The 18,285-nt window shown below is 74.4% G+C and carries 16 protein-coding genes and 2 pseudogenes; 16 read left to right on the forward strand and 2 right to left on the reverse strand.

What is annotated here, in order from left to right; genetic code table 11:
- Positions 1 to 98: 98 nt before the first annotated feature.
- Positions 99 to 728: pseudogene (locus tag ABTY20_RS05360) on the forward strand (hypothetical protein); the annotation flags it as partial.
- Positions 725 to 1,912: a type VII secretion-associated serine protease mycosin gene (gene mycP / locus ABTY20_RS05365; RefSeq protein WP_351995650.1), complete on the forward strand. Its 1,188-nt coding sequence runs from the start codon at positions 725 to 727 to the stop codon at positions 1,910 to 1,912. The pseudogene ABTY20_RS05360 and the gene mycP, both read left to right, overlap by 4 nt.
- On the opposite strand, the gene ABTY20_RS05370 is transcribed toward mycP, so the two are convergent.
- Entirely contained in the window at positions 1,897 to 2,634 is a 738-nt protein-coding gene (locus ABTY20_RS05370) for a serine hydrolase (protein WP_351995765.1), read from the reverse strand. The two genes, mycP and ABTY20_RS05370, sit on opposite strands and share 16 nt — an antisense overlap.
- Before the next feature lie 234 nt (positions 2,635 to 2,868).
- Between ABTY20_RS05370 and ABTY20_RS05375 the strand changes: the two genes are divergently transcribed.
- Positions 2,869 to 3,600, forward strand: coding sequence for an SseB family protein (locus ABTY20_RS05375; protein WP_351995651.1), 732 nt, complete (start codon positions 2,869 to 2,871; stop codon positions 3,598 to 3,600).
- Positions 3,601 to 3,604: 4 nt separating this feature from the next.
- Here ABTY20_RS05375 and ABTY20_RS05380 read toward each other — a convergent pair whose 3' ends face one another.
- A complete protein-coding gene (locus ABTY20_RS05380; RefSeq protein WP_351995652.1) occupies positions 3,605 to 3,982 on the reverse strand; it encodes a DUF1844 domain-containing protein in 378 nt (125 codons plus the stop codon).
- Between the two features lie 394 nt (positions 3,983 to 4,376).
- Between ABTY20_RS05380 and infC the strand changes: the two genes are divergently transcribed.
- The 13 genes and pseudogenes from infC to ABTY20_RS05445 form a co-directional block, all read left to right on the forward strand.
- Positions 4,377 to 5,018: a translation initiation factor IF-3 gene (gene infC, locus ABTY20_RS05385; RefSeq protein ID WP_078662092.1), complete on the forward strand. Its 642-nt coding sequence runs from the start codon at positions 4,377 to 4,379 to the stop codon at positions 5,016 to 5,018.
- 111 nt (positions 5,019 to 5,129) lie between these two features.
- The gene (gene rpmI, locus ABTY20_RS05390) at positions 5,130 to 5,324 is read left to right on the forward strand and encodes a 50S ribosomal protein L35 (RefSeq protein ID WP_004933563.1); all 195 of its coding nucleotides are present in this window, start codon (positions 5,130 to 5,132) and stop codon (positions 5,322 to 5,324) included.
- Between the two features lie 96 nt (positions 5,325 to 5,420).
- Complete coding sequence (gene rplT, locus ABTY20_RS05395; protein WP_004933571.1) at positions 5,421 to 5,804, forward strand: 50S ribosomal protein L20; 384 nt, start codon at positions 5,421 to 5,423, stop codon at positions 5,802 to 5,804.
- A gap of 209 nt (positions 5,805 to 6,013) precedes the next feature.
- A complete protein-coding gene (locus ABTY20_RS05400) occupies positions 6,014 to 6,874 on the forward strand; it encodes a TrmH family RNA methyltransferase (protein ID WP_351995653.1) in 861 nt (286 codons plus the stop codon).
- 92 nt (positions 6,875 to 6,966) lie between these two features.
- Entirely contained in the window at positions 6,967 to 8,103 is a 1,137-nt protein-coding gene (locus ABTY20_RS05405) for a sensor histidine kinase (protein WP_351995654.1), read from the forward strand.
- A 171-nt stretch (positions 8,104 to 8,274) separates the two neighbouring features.
- Positions 8,275 to 9,396: a phenylalanine--tRNA ligase subunit alpha gene (gene pheS, locus ABTY20_RS05410; protein WP_351995655.1), complete on the forward strand. Its 1,122-nt coding sequence runs from the start codon at positions 8,275 to 8,277 to the stop codon at positions 9,394 to 9,396.
- Entirely contained in the window at positions 9,396 to 11,909 is a 2,514-nt protein-coding gene (gene pheT, locus ABTY20_RS05415; RefSeq protein WP_351995656.1) for a phenylalanine--tRNA ligase subunit beta, read from the forward strand. Before pheS ends, pheT begins: the two co-directional genes overlap by 1 nt.
- 211 nt (positions 11,910 to 12,120) lie before the next feature.
- Positions 12,121 to 13,230, forward strand: coding sequence for a PP2C family protein-serine/threonine phosphatase (locus tag ABTY20_RS05420; protein WP_351995657.1), 1,110 nt, complete (start codon positions 12,121 to 12,123; stop codon positions 13,228 to 13,230).
- A 255-nt stretch (positions 13,231 to 13,485) separates the two neighbouring features.
- Positions 13,486 to 14,826 (forward strand): NsdA family TPR-like regulatory protein, encoded by a 1,341-nt coding sequence (locus tag ABTY20_RS05425; RefSeq protein WP_351995658.1) that lies wholly within the window; start codon positions 13,486 to 13,488, stop codon positions 14,824 to 14,826.
- A 144-nt stretch (positions 14,827 to 14,970) separates the two neighbouring features.
- Complete coding sequence (locus ABTY20_RS05430; RefSeq protein ID WP_351995659.1) at positions 14,971 to 15,516, forward strand: NUDIX hydrolase; 546 nt, start codon at positions 14,971 to 14,973, stop codon at positions 15,514 to 15,516.
- 920 nt (positions 15,517 to 16,436) lie between these two features.
- Entirely contained in the window at positions 16,437 to 17,168 is a 732-nt protein-coding gene (locus tag ABTY20_RS05435) for an AfsR/SARP family transcriptional regulator (protein ID WP_351995660.1), read from the forward strand.
- Positions 17,169 to 17,173: 5 nt separating this feature from the next.
- On the forward strand, positions 17,174 to 17,377 hold the full coding sequence (locus ABTY20_RS05440) for a hypothetical protein (protein ID WP_351995661.1): 204 nt from the start codon (positions 17,174 to 17,176) through the stop codon (positions 17,375 to 17,377).
- Between the two features lie 163 nt (positions 17,378 to 17,540).
- Positions 17,541 to 18,158, forward strand: a pseudogene (locus tag ABTY20_RS05445) (N-acetylmuramoyl-L-alanine amidase); the annotation flags it as partial.
- Positions 18,159 to 18,285 lie beyond the last annotated feature (127 nt).

Consider the following 18,285-nt stretch of genomic DNA (forward strand, 5'->3'; position numbering starts at 1 on the left):
CGCGACACCGCCCACGCGCCGTTCCGTCTCACGTCCGGCTCCGTCGTAGGCGAACGTGACGCTTCTGCCGGCCGTCCGCAGCAGTACGGGACGGTGGCTTCGCCGCCGCCCGGACCCTGTGGCACGAGGTTCCGGTCGACCAGCTGTTCCCGCCCACCGTGCGGGGCGAGGGTGCCGGCCCCGGCGGCGCCGACCGGACCTGGACCCGCATCGCGGTGGCCCCCGACGGCGGCTGCGAGGGCGCTTTCGACCCCCTGCTGCGCAAGGTCCTCGCCCCCGCCGGCTGCGAGCGCCTGCTGCGCGCCACCTACACCGACGCCACCCGGAGCCACGTCACCACCGTCGGCCTGCTGTTCACCGGGGCCGACGCCGCCGCCACGGCCTCCCTCGCCCGTCGTTTCGACACCGAACGCCTGGACCGCCGTGCCGACCTGATGCCCCTGCCGTACGCGGCGAAGGGCACCGCCGCCGCCGGATTCGGCGCCGGACAGCGCGCCACCTGGACGGTCTCCGTCCTCACGGACGCCCCCGTCGTCGTCTACGCCGTCTCCGGCTGGGCCGACGGCCGCACCGTCGGCACCCCGCAACCCGCCGAGGACGCCATGGAGTCAGGAGCCACCACCGCCCCCGCCCAGGCGGGTCTCGGCCACGAGGCCCGGGGCCTCGCCGACCGCATCGAACGCGGCCTGCGCAAGAGGGCCGGGACCGTCACGGAGCAGCCGTCATGAGACCCGTCACCGGCCGGCGTCCCGCCGCGGCGGCACTCGGCGGCCTCCTCGCCGCCGCCCTCGTGCTCGTCCCCGCCACCGCCGCGCACGCCGACGGCATCCGCACCCGGCAGTGGTCCCTGGAGGCCATGCACATCGAGGAGGCGTGGCGGACCACGAAGGGCGCGGGCGTCACCGTCGCCGTCCTGGACACCGGCGTCGAGGCCGACCACCCCGACCTCGACGGCAACGTCCTCACCGGCAAGGACCTCGTCGGCTTCGGCGCGAGCGAGGGCGACCGCGCCTGGGCCCGCCACGGCACCGCCATGGCCGGCATCATCGCCGGCCACGGACACGGCCCCGGCAACGCCGACGGGGTCATGGGCATCGCGCCCGAGGCGAGGATCCTCCCCGTCCGCGTGATCCTGGAGGACGGCGACGCCGCCCGCGCCAAGGCCCGCAAGAGCCGCGGCACCGCCCTCGCCGAGGGCATCCGCTGGGCCGCCGACCACGGCGCCGACGTCATCAACCTCTCCCTCGGCGACGACTCCGCCTCCGCGCACCCCGAACCCGGCGAGGACCAGGCCATCCAGTACGCCCTGGACAAGGGCGTCGCCGTCGTCGCCTCCGCCGGGAACGGCGGCGAGAAGGGCGACCGCGTCTCCTACCCGGCCGCCTACCCGGGCGTCATCGCCGCCACCGCCGTCGACCGCTACGGCACCCGCGCCCCGTTCTCCACCCGTCGCTGGTACGCCACGGTCAGCGCCCCCGGCGTCGACGTGATCATCGCGGATCCCGACCACAAGTACTACGAAGGCTGGGGGACCAGCGCCGCCGCCGCGTTCGTCTCCGGGGCCGTCGCCCTGGTCAGGGCGGCCCACCCGGACCTGGCCCCGGCCCAGATCAAGCGGCTCCTGGAGGAGACCGCCCGCAACGCCCCCGCCGACGGCCGCGACGACTCCCGCGGCTTCGGCTTCGTCGACCCGGCCGCCGCGATCGAGGCCGCCTCCCGGACGGAGCCGGAGGGGCTGAAGCCGGCGGCGTACGGCGAGAAGTACTTCGGCCCCGGCCCGCACACCGCCGGCCCCGACGACGGCACCGCCGACTGGGCGGCCCCCCTGGCGGGCGGCGCCGGCGGTGTGCTGCTGATCGCCGCGGTGGTCCTGTGGCGAGGCCGCCGCACCCGCCACTACGACGAGGCCTGAGCCCCGGCCGCGCCACCCGCGGTGTCCCCGGTGTCCCCGGTGAACACGGACACCGCCGCCCGCGCCGCGGCCTCGGTCAGCGCGATCCCCTCCTCCCGGGTGGCGTTGCCCCGCGACAGCACCGCCACCAGGTGGTCGCGGCCGCCGGCCGTCACCCGCCCGATGCTGTTGATCACCCACAGCCCGGTGGTGCTGCGCCGCAGCCAGCCGTTCTTCAACGCCCACGCAGCACCGTCGGCCGCCGCCGACACGCCCCACCGCTGTCCCGGGGCGATCCGCTCCATCAGCCCCCGCACGTACGCCCGCGAGGCCTCGCCCAGCTCCGTGTCCGTCGCGCCGAACACCTGCCGCAGCAGCGCGATTTGGTCGGTGGCCGTGGTCCGCGTCAGCCCCCACAGCGGGCCGTCCCCGCCGGCCGTCCCCGTCAGCCCGAACCGCTCGTTCGCGGCGTCGAGCCCCTCCGCCGCCCCGATCGCCCGCCACAGCGCCGACGCGGAGTCGTTGTCACTGCTCTGGATCATGGCGGCGGCGTACGCCTTCTCCTCGGCGGTCGGCGTCCGCCCCGCGTCCTGCGCCCGGAGCAGCAGCGCGGCCAGGACGTCGACCTTGACGATGCTCGCCGTCTCGAAGACGCCCCCTCCGTACGAGGCGGTCTCCCCGGAGCCCGGGTCGAGCACCGCCACCGACACCTCGGCGCCGTCCGCCACGTCCACCGACTCCATGGCCGCCGCCAGCAGCGCGTCCCGGTCCACCGCCGCCTCCGTGGCGCCCTCCACCGTCACCTCCCGTCGGCCGTCCGTGAGGCCGACGAGGATACGGTCTGCGCCGTCCGGGGCCACGGCGGTGATGGCCGGAGCGGTGGCTGCGCGGACCGTCGGACGGAGCCGGGACCCGGCTCGGATGCCGGTGGGAGGCCGGTGGGGAACGGCCCCCGCCCCCCGATAGGCTCGGTGACCGTGGCGAACAAGAACATTCCCGACTCCCCGTTCCACGACGACGACGGCTCCGCCGACCCCCGGCTGAGCGCCGCGCTCGCCGCCTGGGCGGAGGACGGCGACGCCGTCGGCCCCGTCCTGGAGGCCCTCGAGGGCGCCCGGCTGCTCGTCCCGGTGGTGGCCCTGCTCGGCGAGGTGGAGGAGGACGAGAACGGGCTGCGCCGCGAGAAGACCAGCGACATGGCCGTGCCGACCCTGAAGGCCGGCGGGCGCACCGCCCTGCCGGCCTTCACGTCCACCGAGTCGCTCGCCCGCTGGGACCCGGCGGCCCGTCCCGTCGCCGTACCGCTGCACCAGGCGCTGCGGGCCGCCGCGCACGAGAAGGCGGACACGGTCGTCCTGGACGTGTCCGGCCCCGTGCCCTTCGAGCTGACCGGTCCCGCGCTGCTCGCCCTCGCCGAGGGCCGCACCAGCACCGACCCGCTCGCCGATCCGGCCGTCGCCCGGGCCGTACGGGCCGTCGTCGCCGCGGAGCCCGCCGTGCTGCGCGCCCACCTGGGACCCGGGCAGGCCGACGGCACCCTCGCCCTGGTCCTCGACCCCGAGGTCCCCGCCGCCGAGGCCGCCCGCGCCGTGGCCCGGCGGCTCGCCGCCGACGAGACACTGAGGGCCCGCCTGGTGCGCGGCCTCGACCTGGCAGTCCTGCCGGCCGGGACCACGCCTCCGGGCGAGCCCCTGTACGTACGTCCCTGACGTCCTAGCCGTAGAGCGGCCCGGTGTACTTCTCACCCGGGCCCTGGCCGGGCTCGTCCGCGATCAGGGAGGCCTCGCGGAACGCCAGCTGGAGCGACTTCAGCCCGTCCCGCAGCGGCGCCGCGTGGAACGAGCTGATCTCCGTCGCGGAGGCGTCCAGCAGACCGGCCAGCGCGTGCACCAGCTTGCGGGCCTCGTCCAGGTCCTTGTGCTGGTCGCCCTCCTCGGTCAGACCGAGCTTCACGGCGGCGGCGCTCATCAGGTTGACGGCGACCGTCACGATCACCTCGACGGCCGGGACCTCGGCGATGTCGCGGGCCATGGCGTCGAAGTCGGGGTTGCCGGAGGTCTCGGGGGTGTCCGAGGGGGAGGTGTCACTCATGCCCCACACGATAGGCGCAGCCGGGAGCGCCCTTGACGCCAGGAGGCGGGAGACGGCCGGTTGGTGCGCCTCACCGGGAGCTGCTAACCTTGTGTAACGACCGGTCGGACCCGTATGCCCCACGGCACGCGAGCCCGGCCCACAAGTGGAGGCTTCGAACTCCCACCTGGCCGCCCTCAGGGCGGCGGGTCACCGGTCAGACGGTTCCGCCCCGAGGGGGCGATCCGTCCGATGACGCGCCCCGCGGTCCCCGTGGCGGTGCTCCGGTAGTTCGAGGAGCCCCGCCTGTGATCGTCCGGGGCATTTTCTTTGCTTCGGCGCGGTTAGGTCTAACGAACACAGACGTTACGCGGCTGTCCGCCAGACCGTCGCGTGGTGCTACCGAGGAGGATCCATCAGCGCCGAGCCCCGCATCAACGACCGGATTCGCGTTCCCGAGGTGCGACTTGTCGGTCCCAGTGGCGAGCAGGTCGGGATTGTCCCGCTTGCCAAGGCCCTGGAGCTTGCGCAGGAGTACGACCTCGACCTCGTCGAGGTCGCGGCGAACGCCCGTCCGCCCGTGTGCAAGCTCATGGACTACGGGAAGTTCAAGTACGAGTCGGCCATGAAGGCCCGTGAGGCGCGCAAGAACCAGGCGCACACGGTCATCAAGGAGATGAAGCTCCGGCCGAAGATCGACCCGCACGACTATGACACCAAGAAGGGTCACGTCGTCCGGTTCCTCAAGCAGGGCGACAAGGTCAAGATCACGATCATGTTCCGTGGTCGCGAGCAGTCCCGGCCGGAGCTCGGCTACCGACTGCTGCAGCGTCTCGCGGAGGACGTGGCCGACCTCGGGTTCGTGGAGTCGAACCCGAAGCAGGACGGCCGCAACATGATCATGGTCCTCGGTCCGCACAAGAAGAAGACCGAGGCGATGGCCGAGGCCCGCCAGGCGCAGGAAGCCCGCAAGGCGGAGGCGAAGGCCAACCCCGGCAAGTCGCAGAACGCCGCGGACGCCGAGGCCCAGCCGGCCGAGGAACCTGCCGAGGCGTGACTCCCGGGGGCGCGAGCCCCAGGAAGCAAACCGACACAAGTACGACGCTCCACCGTGCCCGGTTCTCATGGCCGGGCACCGGAGCGCCACCGACGAGGAGAGAACGGCGCTATGCCGAAGAACAAGTCGCACAGCGGTGCCAGCAAGCGCTTCAAGGTCACCGGCTCCGGCAAGGTGCTCCGTGAGCGCGCCGGCAAGCGCCACCTGCTCGAGCACAAGTCGTCCCGCGTGACGCGTCGCCTCACCGGCAACGCCGAGATGGCCCCGGGCGACGCCGCGAAGATCAAGAAGCTTCTCGGCAAGTGAGACCGGGCGCCCAGCGCCTGATCCACCGACACCGGGACCCAATCGTTTCCGGGCCGTGTGAGGACAACCACGGCCCCGCTACAAGGAGTTAAACAAGTGGCACGCGTCAAGCGGGCAGTCAACGCCCACAAGAAGCGCCGGGCGATCCTCGAGCAGGCCTCCGGCTACCGCGGTCAGCGCTCGCGCCTGTACCGCAAGGCCAAGGAGCAGGTCACCCACTCGCTGGTCTACAACTACAACGACCGCAAGAAGCGCAAGGGTGACTTCCGCCAGCTCTGGATCCAGCGCATCAACGCCGCTGCCCGCGCCAACGGCATCACGTACAACCGCTTCATCCAGGGTCTGAAGGCCGCGAACGTCGAGGTCGACCGCAAGATCCTGGCCGAGCTGGCCGTCAACGACGCCACCGCCTTCGCCGCGCTCGTCGAGGTCGCGCAGAAGGCGCTGCCGGCGGACGTGAACGCGCCCAAGGCGGCGTGAACACCGCGTCGGCCTGAGGCCGACGCGGATTTCCGGGACCCGCAGGCTTCGTGGCTTGCGGGTCCTGTTGTTGCCGGGCCGTCGGCCGTCGTCCGGCCGCGGGTCCGTCGCGGCCGGACGCGCCCGCGCGGCGGAGCCGCACACCGGCACGGCCCCGCGCCCCGGCCAGTCGTACCGCCGCGTGTCGAGAGCTCCCGAAGGTGAAGAAGATGGCCCCCGTCAGCCCCGAGCTGATCTCCCCCCGTTCCTCCCGCGTCGCCGCCGCCCGACGGCTCGCCAAGCGGAACTTCCGGGGGAAGGAGCGGCTGTTCCTCGCCGAGGGGCCGCAGGCCGTGCGGGAGGCCGCCGCGCACCGGGGCGGGAGCACCGCCACGCTCGTCGAGCTGTTCGCCACCGTCGAGGCCGCCGAGCGGTACGCCGACATCGTCGGCGCGGCCCGGGACGCCGGCGCCCGGACGCACCTCGCCTCCGAGGACGTCATCGCCGACATCTCCACCACCGTCACCCCGCAGGGGCTCGTCGGGATCTGCCGGTTCCTGGACACGCCGTTCGAGCGGATCCTCGCCGCCCGGCCCAGGCTGGTCGCCGTCCTCGCCCACGTGCGCGACCCCGGGAACGCCGGCACCGTGCTGCGGTGCGCCGACGCCGCCGGAGCCGAGGCCGTCGTCCTCACCGACGCCTCCGTCGACCTGTACAACCCCAAGGCCGTGCGCGCCTCCGTCGGCTCCCTGTTCCACCTGCCGGTCGCCGTCGGCGTCCCCGTCGAACAGGCCGTGACCGGACTGCGGGACGCGGGCGTGCGGCTGCTCGCCGCGGACGGCGCCGGGGACCGGGACCTCGACGACGAGCTCGACAAGGGCACCATGGGCGGGCCCACCGCCTGGGTCTTCGGCAACGAGGCCTGGGGCCTGCCCGAGGAGACCCGCGCCCTCACCGACGCCGTCGTCCGCGTCCCCATCCACGGAAAGGCGGAGAGCCTGAACCTCGCCACCGCCGCCGCCGTATGTCTCTACGCGTCGGCGCGTGCACAGCGCGCCGTCGGAGGGTGCCGCTCCGTCACCGGGAACTAGTAGGGTGACCAGCTCGGGGACCCTCCCCCTGGCTCTCGGCAGGGCTCGAGCACGGGGCGCCCCGAGGACGTTCCGAGAGGTGGGGTACGGGGATGAGTGTCGGCACGGGCAGCGCACCGGGAGCGGAACGGACGGCGCGCCCGCCCACGCCCCGGCCCGGTGATCTCGCCGAACTCGGCATCGACCCCGACCAGCTGCCCGAGGGGCTCGTCGTCGCCGACGAGCACGGACGGGTGATCTGCTTCAACGCGGCCGCCGCCCGCATCACCGCCGTCCCCGCCGAGCGGGCCCTCGGCCGGCCGCTGGAGACCGCCCTGCCGCTGGAGGACCTGGAGGGCCGCCGCTGGTGGCGGCTCACGGACCCCTACGGCGGCCTCGCCATCCGGGTCCGCCAGCCCGAACGCAACCTGCTGCTGCCCGGTGGCCGGGAAGTCCTCGTCTCCGCCCGCTACGTCCGCACCCGGCCCACCGGACCGGTCCGCCGGGTCGTCGTCACCCTGCGCGACACCGAGGCCCGGCGCCGCACCGAGCGCAGCCACGCCGAGCTGATCGCCACCGTCGCCCACGAACTGCGCTCCCCGCTCACCTCCGTCAAGGGCTTCACCGCCACCCTGCTCGCCAAGTGGGAGCGGTTCACCGACGACCAGAAACGGCTGATGCTGGAGACCGTCGACGCCGACGCCGACCGGGTCACCCGGCTCATCGCCGAGCTGCTCGACATATCCCGCATCGACTCCGGGCGTCTGGAGGTGCGCCGCCAGCCCGTCGACATCGGGGCCGCCGTCGAACGGCACATCCAGGCCCACGTCGCCGCCGGACAGCGGGCCGACCGGTTCCTGCTGCGGGTGCAGCGTCCGCTGCCCGACCTGTGGGCCGACCCCGACAAGGTCGACCAGGTGCTCGGCAACCTGCTGGAAAATGCGGTGCGGCACGGCGAGGGAACCGTCACCATTGACATCACGCCCTCGGCGTCCCCCCGCGAACGGGAGGAGGCCGGCACGTCGGTCACGGTGAGCGACGAGGGGCCCGGCATTCCGGAGGAGTCCATGAACCGCGTCTTCACCCGCTTCTGGCGGGGCAGCAAGCGCGGCGGTACGGGCCTCGGGCTGTACATCGTCAAGGGCATCGTCGAGGCCCACGGCGGCACCATCACGGTCGGACGCGCCCCCGGTGGCGGCGCGCAGTTCCGATTTACGTTGCCCGTGGCGGCGCCCGCGTATCTCACCTGAGATCCGGCCCCGCCCCACGGGCGCATTCGCCTGCCCCGGCACCGTTAGACTCGGCCTTTGGCACCTTTGTGTCCCAAAAACCTGGACGCACCGTCCACGAGTCGGTACGGGGACCATCAGCCTGGGGGACCTCCCAGCGGCAGCTGGGGACAATCGGAAGCACGGGAAGAGATGTCGGCACCGAATAAGTCGTACGACCCTGTCGAGGTCGAGGCGTTGAAACCGGAAGAGATCGAGCGCATGCGGGACGAGGCGCTCGCCGCCTTCGCCGCCGCGGACTCCCTCGACGCGCTCCAGGAGGCCAAGGTCGCCCACACCGGCGCCACCTCCCCGCTGGCGCTGGCCAACCGCGAGATCGGCGCCCTGCCGCCGCACGCCAAGGCGGACGCCGGCAAGCGCGTCGGTCAGGCGCGCGGTGCCGTGAACAAGGGCCTCGCCGCACGCCAGGCCGAACTCGAGGCCGAGCGCGACGCGCGCGTCCTGGTCGAGGAGGCGGTGGACGTCACGCTGCCCCACGACCGCGTCCCGGCCGGCGCCCGCCACCCGCTCACCACGCTCTCGGAGCGCATCGAGGACATCTTCGTGGCCATGGGCTACGAGGTCGCCGAGGGCCCCCAGGTCGAGGCCGAGTGGTTCAACTTCGACGCCCTCAACATCGGCCCGGACCACCCGGCCCGCGGTGAGGCCGACACCTTCTTCGTGCAGGGACCGCAGGGCGGCACCGAGTCCGGCGTCGTGCTGCGCACCCACACCTCGCCCGTGCAGATCCGCTCCCTGCTGGAGCGCGAGCTGCCGGTCTACGTGATCTGCCCCGGCCGCGTGTACCGCACCGACGAGCTGGACGCCACGCACACCCCCGTCTTCCACCAGGTCGAGCTGCTCGCCGTGGACGAGGGCCTGACCATGGCGGACCTCAAGGGCACCCTGGACCACATGGTCCAGTCGCTGTTCGGTGCGGAGATGAAGACCCGGCTGCGGCCGAACTTCTTCCCCTTCACCGAGCCGAGCGCCGAGATGGACATGCTCTGCTACGTCTGCAAGGGCGCGTCCGTCGGCGACCCCGACCGGCCCTGCCGCACCTGCTCGTCCGAGGGCTGGATCGAGCTCGGCGGCTGCGGCATGGTCAACCCGCGGGTGCTCACCGCCTGCGGCGTCGACCCCGAGAAGTACAGCGGCTTCGCCTTCGGGTTCGGCATCGAGCGGATGCTGATGTTCCGCCACAACGTCGAGGACATGCGAGACATGGTCGAGGGTGACGTCCGGTTCACCCGGCCGTTCGGGATGGAGATCTGATGCGGATCCCGCTTTCTTGGCTGCGGGAGTACGTCGACCTGCCGGCGACGGAGACCGGCCGTGACGTACAGGCCAAGCTCATCGCGGCGGGGCTCGAGGTCGAGACCGTCGAGCACCTCGGCGCCGACCTCAAGGGCCCCCTCGTCGTCGGCCAGGTGCTGACCATCGAGGAGCTGGAGGGCTTCAAGAAGCCGATCCGCTTCTGCACCGTCGACGTCGGCCGGGCCAACGGCACCGGTGAGCCCCAGGAGATCGTCTGCGGCGCCCGCAACTTCGCCGTCGGCGACAAGGTCGTCGTGGTCCTCCCCGGCGCCACCCTGCCGGGCGGCTTCTCGATCAGCGCCCGCAAGACCTACGGCAAGGTCTCGCACGGCATGATCTGTTCCAGCGACGAGCTGGGCATGGGCGACGACGGCACCCACGGCATCATCGTGCTGCCGCCGGAGACCGAGGTCGGCAAGGACGCCATCGAGCTCCTCGAACTGGTCGACGAGGTCCTGGACATCGCCGTCACCGCCAACCGCGGCGACTGCCTGTCGCTGCGCGGCGTCGCCCGCGAGACCGCCATCGCCTACGGCCTGCCGCTGCGCGACCCCGCGCTGCTCGACGTGCCCGGCCCGAACGCCTTCGGTCACCCGGTGAAGGTCTCCGACCCGGCCGGCTGCGACCGCTTCACCGCCCGCACGGTGACCGGGCTCAGTGCCGAGGCGCGCTCCCCGATCTGGCTCAAGCGCCGGCTGCAGAAGGTCGGCATGCGCCCGATCTCGCTCGCCGTCGACGTCACCAACTACGTGATGATGGAGCTCGGCCAGCCGCTGCACGCCTACGACCGGAACCTGGTCCAGGGCACCATCGGCGTCCGCCGCGCGCAGGAGGGCGAGAAGATCGTCACCCTCGACGGCGTCGAGCGGACGCTGCACGCCGAGGACCTGGTCATCACCGACGACCGCGGACCGATCGGGCTGGCGGGCGTCATGGGCGGCGCCGACACCGAGATCGCCGACCACAGCGACGCCGAGAACGCGACGAGCGACGTGGTCATCGAGGCCGCCCACTTCGACCAGGTCTCCATCGCGCGCACCGCCCGCCGCCACAAGCTGTCCTCCGAGGCGTCCCGCCGCTTCGAGCGAGGCGTCGACCCGCAGGCCGCCGCCGCTGCCGCGCAGCGCACCGTCGACCTGCTGGTGCTGCTCGCGGGCGGCACCGCCGAGGCCGGCGTCACCGAGGTCGTCGCCCCGGCCGCGCCGCACACCCTCACCCTCCCCGCCGACCACCCGGACAAGGTCGCGGGCGTGACGTACGGCCGCGAGACCGTGGTGCGCCGCCTGCAGGAGGTCGGCTGCGACGTGTACGGGCAGGACGAGCTGATCGTCACCGTGCCGTCCTGGCGGCCCGACCTCACCGACGCCAACGACCTGGCCGAAGAGGTCATCCGTCTGGAGGGCTACGAGAACCTGCCCTCCACGCTGCCCAGGCCCCCGGCGGGCCGCGGCCTGACCGCCCGCCAGCGCCTGCACCGCCGTGTCGGGCGGGCCCTGGCCGGCGCCGGTTACGTCGAGGCGCTGAACTACCCGTTCGTCAGCGAGCAGGTCTTCGACCGGCTCGGCCTGGAGGCCGGTGACCCGGCCCGCCGCGTCGTCAAGCTGGTCAACCCGCTCAGCGACGAGGAGCCCGCGCTGCGCACCACGCTGCTGCCGGGACTGCTCGGCGCGCTGCGCCGCAACGACGGCCGGGGCTCGCACGACCTCGCGCTGTTCGAGACCGGTCTGGTCTTCCGGCCGCGCGAGGAGCAGCGGGTCGCCGCGAACCTGTCCGTGGACCGGCGCCCCAGCGCGGAGGACGTCGCCGCGCTGGACGCCGCGCTGCCCGACCAGCCGCGGCACGTCGCCGTCGTCCTCGCCGGGGCCCGCGAGCAGGCCGGCTGGTGGGGCGCCGGCCGTCCGGCCGGCTGGGCCGACGCGGTCGAGGCCGCCCGGACCGTCGCCCGCGAGGCCGGCGCCGAACTGGGCGTCCGCAAGGGCCAGTACGGGCCGTGGCACCCGGGCCGCTGCGCCGAGCTGACCGTCACCGTCGACGGCGCCGAGCGCGTCATCGGCCACGCCGGCGAGCTGCACCCGCGCGTCCTGAAGGCCCTGGGCCTGCCCGCGCGCAGCTGCGCGATGGAGTTGGACCTGGACGCCCTGGAGCAGGTCGGCGACGACACTCCGCAGGCACCGGGCATCTCCACCTTCCCGGTCGCCACGCAGGACGTCGCGCTCGTCGTCGACGCGTTCGTCCCGGCCGCGGAGGTCGAGGCCGCGCTGCGCGAGGGCGCCGGTGAACTGCTGGAGTCCATCCGCCTGTTCGACGTGTACGAGAACGCCGAGCAGCTGGGCGAGGGCCGCAAGTCCCTGGCGTACGCGCTGCGCTTCCGCGCGAACGACCGCACGCTGACCGTCGACGAGGCCTCGGCGGCCCGTGAATCGGCGGTCGCCCTCGCGGGCGACCGCACCGGAGCGGTCCTGCGGGGCTAGCCCCCGGGCCGGTAACCGCCGCTTTCCGGGGGGTGCGAGGGGCGCGACACGCGCCTCCCGCACCCCCCATGCCCCTCGCCCCGCCGGTCACCTCACTCGTTCGGGTGACTATGGGGAGCGATACGTCCGGATCAGGCCATGCGGTCGACAGAATCAGACCGGCCTCTCGAGGCCGGTCTGCGCTGTCCGGGCCTATTGGGGGGCCATCGGCATGATCCGCTTCACGTCCGGGGCTCCCCGCAGGGTGTCACCCCGGTTCCTGGCCTCACGGGTACCCGCCCTCGTGGTGCCCACGGCCCTGGGCGCCACCGCGGTCGCCTACCGCCTGACCTGCCCGCTCGCCCATGACGAGGCCCTCGGCGCGCGTCTCGTCAGCAGCGCCGTGATGTGCGGGATCATCACCGGCCTGGTGATGCACGCCCGGCACCGGCTGCTGCGCGAACTGCGACGGGCCCGCCGGATCGCGGAGGCCGCGCAGGGCGTGCTGCTGCGACCGCCGCCCCCGCGGGTCGACGGCCTGGCCGTCGCCGCGGTCCACCTCTCCGCCGACCCGGGAGCCCGGATCGGCGGCGACCTCTACGAGGTGGTCGCCACCGAGCACGGCGTGCGGGCGGTCATCGGTGACGTCCGCGGTCACGGGCTCGGGGCCGTGCGGACGGGCGCCGCGGTCCTCGGCAGCTTCCGTGAGGCCGCCCACGAGGAGGCCGAACTCGCCGGTGTGCTGCGCCGGCTGGAGCGGGCGCTCGCCCGGCACCTGCGGGAGCGGACCCACGACGGGCACGACCCGGCGGACGACGGCCCGGACGCCCCGCCCGGCGAGGAGTTCGTCACCGTCCTGCTGCTGGAGATCCTCCCGGACGGGGCCGTACGCGCCCTGAACTGCGGCCACCCCTGGCCGTACCTGCTGACCGGCGCACGGGCCGAACCGCTCGCCCGCGCCGATCCGCTCCCGCCCCTCGGCCCGTTCCCGCTGCCGTCCGAACTCCCCGCCGTGCCCTGTGGTCCCCTGCCGCCCGGCGACGCGCTCGTCCTGTACACGGACGGGGCCGAGGAGGCCAGGGACGCGGACGGCCGGTTCTTCCCCCTGCGGGACGTCCTCACCGAGACCGCGCGCCTCCACCCGCTCACCGCCCCGTCCGCGCTGCGCACGGTCCTCGCGGCACTGCTGCGCCACACCGCCGGACCGCCCGGGGACGACGTGGCGCTGCTGGTCCTCAGGAACGAGCGGCACGGGGCGAGCGCCCCCGCGGAGACGCACGCCACCGCCCGGCCGACCGCCACGCCCCCGCGTCCGACGGGCCGTCTCCAGTCCCCGGCGTGACCGGCGGCGCCACGCCGTCCGTCCCGCCATGGCGTGTCGGGCAGGCAGCGGGCCGGACGGCGTGGAGACGGGCCGCCGCACTGTGCGAGGGGGAGCCGGCGGCCCGGCCGGCCTCTTTCGAGGCAGTTCAGTCAACCGGCCGGACACGCTCCGGGACAGCGCGCGCACCCTGTGGATCGGGGCACTCCCTTCACACCCCGTGTGAACGCCCCGCCACCACCCTGTCCGGCACCGAGCCACCCGGGGGGGCCTGGAATGCAGCCCAACACCCTGCTCGACGCGATCCTCGACGAGGCCGGCATCTCGCACGCGGGTCTGGCCGCCCACGTCAACCGGGCCGGACGGGCGCGCGGCCTGTCGCTCCGCTACGAGCACACCGCCGTGGCGCGGTGGCTGAAGGGACAGCGGCCCCGCGGACAGGTGCCCGACCTGATCTGCGACGTGCTCGCCGCCCGGCTGCACCGTCAGGTCACCCTCGACGACATCGGCCTCGGCGTGCCCGGCGAACCGGCCGCCCCGCACACCGGCCCGCTCGGCGGGTTCGTCGAGCGGGCCACCGCGCTGTGGCGTTCGGACCAGCAGCGCCGCCCGCACGTGCTCGACGCCCCCGCCGTCACCGGCACGCCCGCCGTCATGCCCGTCTGGGAGTGGGAGAACCCGCCCGAGGACGTGGACGTCTCCCGCGGCGGCGGGCACCGGGTCACCCCGGACGACCTCGACATGCTGCGCGCCGCCCGCACCCACTACGAACAGCTGTACCGCAAGGCGGGCGGCGTCGCGGTCCGCGCCCGGATCGTCGGCTTCCTCAACGCCGAGGCCGCCCCGCTGCTGCGCGGCCGCTACACCGACGCCACCGGCCGCCGACTGCACCGCGCCACCGGCGGCCTGCTGGCGATCGCCGGCATCTGCGCCTACGACTCCGACGCGCACGGACTCGCCCAGCGCTACTTCCACCAGGCGCTCCGGCTGGCGAAGGCCAGCGGGGACCGGGGCCTCGGCGCCTATGTGATCGCGCTGCTGGTCAACCAGTCGCTGTTCATGCGGGAGTACCGGCAGGCCGTCGCCTTCGCGGAGGCCGCGCTGCGCGCCGCCGGCACCGGCCTCACCCCGGCGCTCGCCTCCGACCTGTACGCGATGCAGGCCAAGGCGTACGCGCACCTCGGCGACGGCACCGGCGCGCTGTCCCGCATCCGGCGGGCCGAACGGGCCGCCGAGCGGATCCGGCGCGGAACCGAACCCGACGAGACCGGCTACGTCCAGCCAGGCCTGGTCAACGTCCAGGTGGCGGAGGCACTGCTCGGCCTCGGCGAACTGGCGGCGGCCGGGGAGCACGCGGCGGCGGCCGTGGACAGCCCGGCGCACGACCGGGGCCGGGTGCACCGGCTGGCCGTGCTGAGCACCGTCGAACTGCGCCGGGGCAACGCCGACAAGGCGGTGGTCATCGCGGTGCGGATGGCCGAACAGGCCCGGGGCATGGAGTCGCAGCGGTTGCGGGACAGACTGCGCGAGGTGCGTGAGCACCTCGTCCGCAGCGGCTGCCCGGGCACCGCCGAGGCGGCCGGACTCATCGACGGGGCACTGCGCGTACCGCTGTAGCACGGGGCGCGTTCTCCTCGCCCCCGCGCCCGGTGCGCGCCTCCGCCGCGCCCGCCGCTGCGCCGGAGGCGGCCTCCCGTGCGCCTGCCTGCCGGACCGCCGCCGCTGCGATATTGCCCCCACCCGTCGGAAGGGGGCAGAGCCGTGCAGTGGACGAAGCGGAACGAGCGGACCGTGTACGCGAACCGCTGGTTCAACGTCAATCTCGCCGATGTCGAACTGCCGGACGGCCGGCACCTCGACCACTTCCTCATCCGGCTGCGGCCCGTCGCCGTGGCCACGGTGGTGAACGAGGCCGATGAGGTCCTCCTGCTGTGGCGCCACCGCTTCATCACCGACAGCTGGGGATGGGAACTCGCGGCCGGCGTGGTCGAGGACGGCGAGGACGTCGCCGCGGCCGCCGCGAGGGAACTGGAGGAGGAGACCGGCTGGCGGCCGGGGCCGCTGCGCCACCTGATGAGCGTGGAGCCGTCCAACGGCCTCACCGACGCCCGGCACCACGTCTACTGGTCCGACGAGGGCGAGTACGTCGGACACCCCGTCGACGACTTCGAGTCGGACCGCCGGGAGTGGGTGCCCCTGAAAGTGGTCCCCGACCTGGTCGCCGCCGGCGTGGTCCCGGCCGCCGGCACGGCGGCGGCGTTGCTCCTGCTGCACCACCTCCGGCTCGGGCGGGACACCACGTCCTGAGCCGGCCCACGTCCCGCGACGGGCCGCCGCGTTCGCGACCCGCCGTGACGGGCCGTCAGGGCACGGCGGCAGGAGGAGGGGCGGGCAGCTGACGGAGCGTCCCCGACTTGCCGCGGTCCCGGGCGGGGCGGAAACTGTCGGTAGGACTCCGGGGGCGTGCCCGTGAATCAGGGCAGGTGGGCGGCGCAGGGCCTCGGACGCCCCGGTGCGGTGACGCCTTCCACCGCCGGTTCCGGCGGTGCCGAGGCCGTGATCCGGTCGTGGGGGCGTTCATGTCCACGACGCTGCGACGGGCGACCTTCGACGTCGGGAACCTCTTCGCCCGAACCCGAAGGCGGTTCGAAGACGGTGGCGGCCCCGCCGCGCACACGCGCGGACCGGGTCGCCGAGCGGATCCGGTCCGCGGAGCCGGGCGCCGAGGACAGGACCGTCACCCCTTCCTCCGGGGGACGACGGCGACCGGCGACTCGACCACCTGCTCGTCCCGGCGTCCCTCGCCGAGGCGTCCGCGGAGCCGGTGCCCGACGTCCTCCGCGCGGGCACGCCGCCGCGAGCCACCCGTCGCACCGGGCCGCGGTTGCCGGGCGTCGGCCCGAACAGGCCCGAGGTGTCCGGCCGCTGTCCCGCCGTCATGGACCCCGCCGTCGTCCGGGAACTCCCCGGCCGCCGGCCTCGACACGGCGCGTCGCCCCGGGCCGGGAGGACGGCCCGACGGGGCGTGGCGGGGAGCGGCGCGCACAGGGAGTGGGGAGCACATGGGGAACCCGCGATCAGGGGACGCGCCCCGGCCGGGACGGCCGGGGGGCGGGGGCGACGGGCACCGGGACGGCCACGGCACGGCCGGCCGGGGGGCGCCGCGGCGGACCGTGCCGGTTTCGGTCCTCCCCGCTTCCGCGGCCCCCGGGCGGATCGGAGCCGGGGTGCGCATCGGTGTCCTGGGAGGGTTCGGACTGTGGGTGGGCGGGGAGCCCGAAGCCGTCCCCGGAGGGTCGGAGCGGGTCCTGGCGTTCGTCGCCCTGCGCTGCAGGGCGGCGGTCCCCCGCCCCCTGATCGCGGGCACCCTGTGGCCGGAGTCGTCCGAGCACAGGGCGCACGCCAATCTCCGCTCGGCCCTGGCGCGCCTGCACCACACCGGGCGGCGGGCCCTGGAGGTCGGCCCGGCCGAGGTGCGGCTGGCCCGCGGCACCACCGTCGACCTCCACGAGGCCCGCCGGACCGCCCACCGCATCCTCGACCCCGCCGCGGCCGTCCGGCCCCCCGGATCCGTCCCGGACGCGGTCGACGTCCTCTCCGCCGACCTGTTGCCCGGCTGGTACGACGACTGGGCGCTGCTGGAGGCGGAGGACTGGCGGCAACTGCGGCTGCACGCCCTGGAGGTACTGGCCGGACGGCTGATCACGGCGCGACGGTACGCCGAGGCCGTCACCGCCGCGCAGGCGGCCGTGCACGCCGATCCGCTGCGCGAGAGCGGCCAGGTGTGTCTGGTCAGGGCCCACCTGGCGGAGGGCAACCCCTCCGAGGCCCTGCACGCCTTCGTCCGCTACGCCCGGCGCCTGCACGACGAACTCGGGCTGGAGCCGACCGAGCGGCTGCACCGGCTGGTCGCCGGCCTCGCCCGGTCACGCCGCGGTGACGGCCGGTCCGGACGGTGAGGGACATGGCCGCATCGGGCACCGGCGTGATGATCATCCGGGTCTGGGTCGAAGAAGGCTCCGCCCGGCCCCTGCGGGCGCACGTCCGCCTGACCGACGACATCGTCTCCGGAGTCGGGCGCGGCATGACGCTCACCCGGGTCGACGCCGTCTGCGGGGCGGTCCGGGAGTGGCTGGAGGAGATGCTCACCGACCCCGACGGGGAATGACCCGGCCGGTGCCACGCGGCCGTCACACGGCGGTGACGCACCGGCCGGAAGACTCGTGGTCCACCGGGACCGGCGGGACCGGCCGGGGCCTCCCGGGGTCTCCCGCGGAGCGCCTGCCGCGGAGGAGACCTCCCGCGCACCCGTACCCCCGAGGAGGAGAGTCATGGCCGCCCCCATGTCAGCGGACCGGTTCCTCGACTCGCTGCGCGACGAAGGACTCACCGTCGTCGAGCACCGGTCGTGGCGCACCCACAACCGCAACCACAAGGGGCCCTGGGGCCCCGTGCACGGAGTGATGATCCACCACACGGTCACCTCCGGCACCACGAGCAGCGTCCAGCTGTGCTACGACGGTCACTCCGCCCTGCCCGGGCCGCTGTGCCACGGGGTCATCGCCAAGGACGGCACCGTGCACCTGGTCGGCAACGGCCGCGCCAACCACGCGGGGCCCGGTGACGACGACGTCCTGCGCGCGGTGATCGACGAGACCGGCCTGCCGCCCGACAACGAGGCCAACACCGACGGCAACCGGCACTTCTACGGCTTCGAGGCGATCAACCTCGGTGACGGCGTGGACCCCTGGCCCGAGGAGCAGCTGGAGGCGATCGAGAAGGCCGCCGCCGCCGTCTGCCGGGTCCACGGCTGGACCGAGCGCAGCGTGATCGGCCACTCGGAGTGGCAGCCAGGCAAGATCGACCCCAAGGGCTTCACCATGGCCTCGATGCGCGGCCGGATCAGGCACCGCCTGAGCGCCGCCCTGGCCGGTAGCTCCGCCGCCCCGTAGGGGCTCGGCCCCTCCGACGGGCGACGCCGGGCGCGGAGGGGCGTGAACGGCGGGCCGCGGTGTGCGGACGACGCGCCGGGCGGTGCGCGTGATCCCTTGCCGCGGGCGCCGGCCCCGGACCGGA

Origin of the sequence: Streptomyces sp. NPDC126497, assembly GCF_040302425.1 — a bacterium.
Lineage (GTDB): Bacteria > Actinomycetota > Actinomycetes > Streptomycetales > Streptomycetaceae > Streptomyces.

What these genes read in the sequence shown, in the direction of transcription:
- ABTY20_RS05420 (WP_351995657.1), top strand. Translation starts at nt 12,121, where the DNA reads ATGATCCGCTTCACGTCCGGGGCTCCCCGCAGGGTGTCACCCCGGTTC.
- rpmI (WP_004933563.1), top strand. Translation starts at nt 5,130, where the DNA reads ATGCCGAAGAACAAGTCGCACAGCGGTGCCAGCAAGCGCTTCAAGGTC.
- ABTY20_RS05380 (WP_351995652.1), bottom strand. Translation starts at nt 3,982, where the DNA reads ATGAGTGACACCTCCCCCTCGGACACCCCCGAGACCTCCGGCAACCCC.
- ABTY20_RS05425 (WP_351995658.1), top strand. Translation starts at nt 13,486, where the DNA reads ATGCAGCCCAACACCCTGCTCGACGCGATCCTCGACGAGGCCGGCATC.
- mycP (WP_351995650.1), top strand. Translation starts at nt 725, where the DNA reads ATGAGACCCGTCACCGGCCGGCGTCCCGCCGCGGCGGCACTCGGCGGC.
- ABTY20_RS05440 (WP_351995661.1), top strand. Translation starts at nt 17,174, where the DNA reads ATGGCCGCATCGGGCACCGGCGTGATGATCATCCGGGTCTGGGTCGAA.
- ABTY20_RS05405 (WP_351995654.1), top strand. Translation starts at nt 6,967, where the DNA reads ATGAGTGTCGGCACGGGCAGCGCACCGGGAGCGGAACGGACGGCGCGC.
- pheT (WP_351995656.1), top strand. Translation starts at nt 9,396, where the DNA reads ATGCGGATCCCGCTTTCTTGGCTGCGGGAGTACGTCGACCTGCCGGCG.
- ABTY20_RS05370 (WP_351995765.1), bottom strand. Translation starts at nt 2,634, where the DNA reads ATGGAGTCGGTGGACGTGGCGGACGGCGCCGAGGTGTCGGTGGCGGTG.
- ABTY20_RS05400 (WP_351995653.1), top strand. Translation starts at nt 6,014, where the DNA reads ATGGCCCCCGTCAGCCCCGAGCTGATCTCCCCCCGTTCCTCCCGCGTC.
- pheS (WP_351995655.1), top strand. Translation starts at nt 8,275, where the DNA reads ATGTCGGCACCGAATAAGTCGTACGACCCTGTCGAGGTCGAGGCGTTG.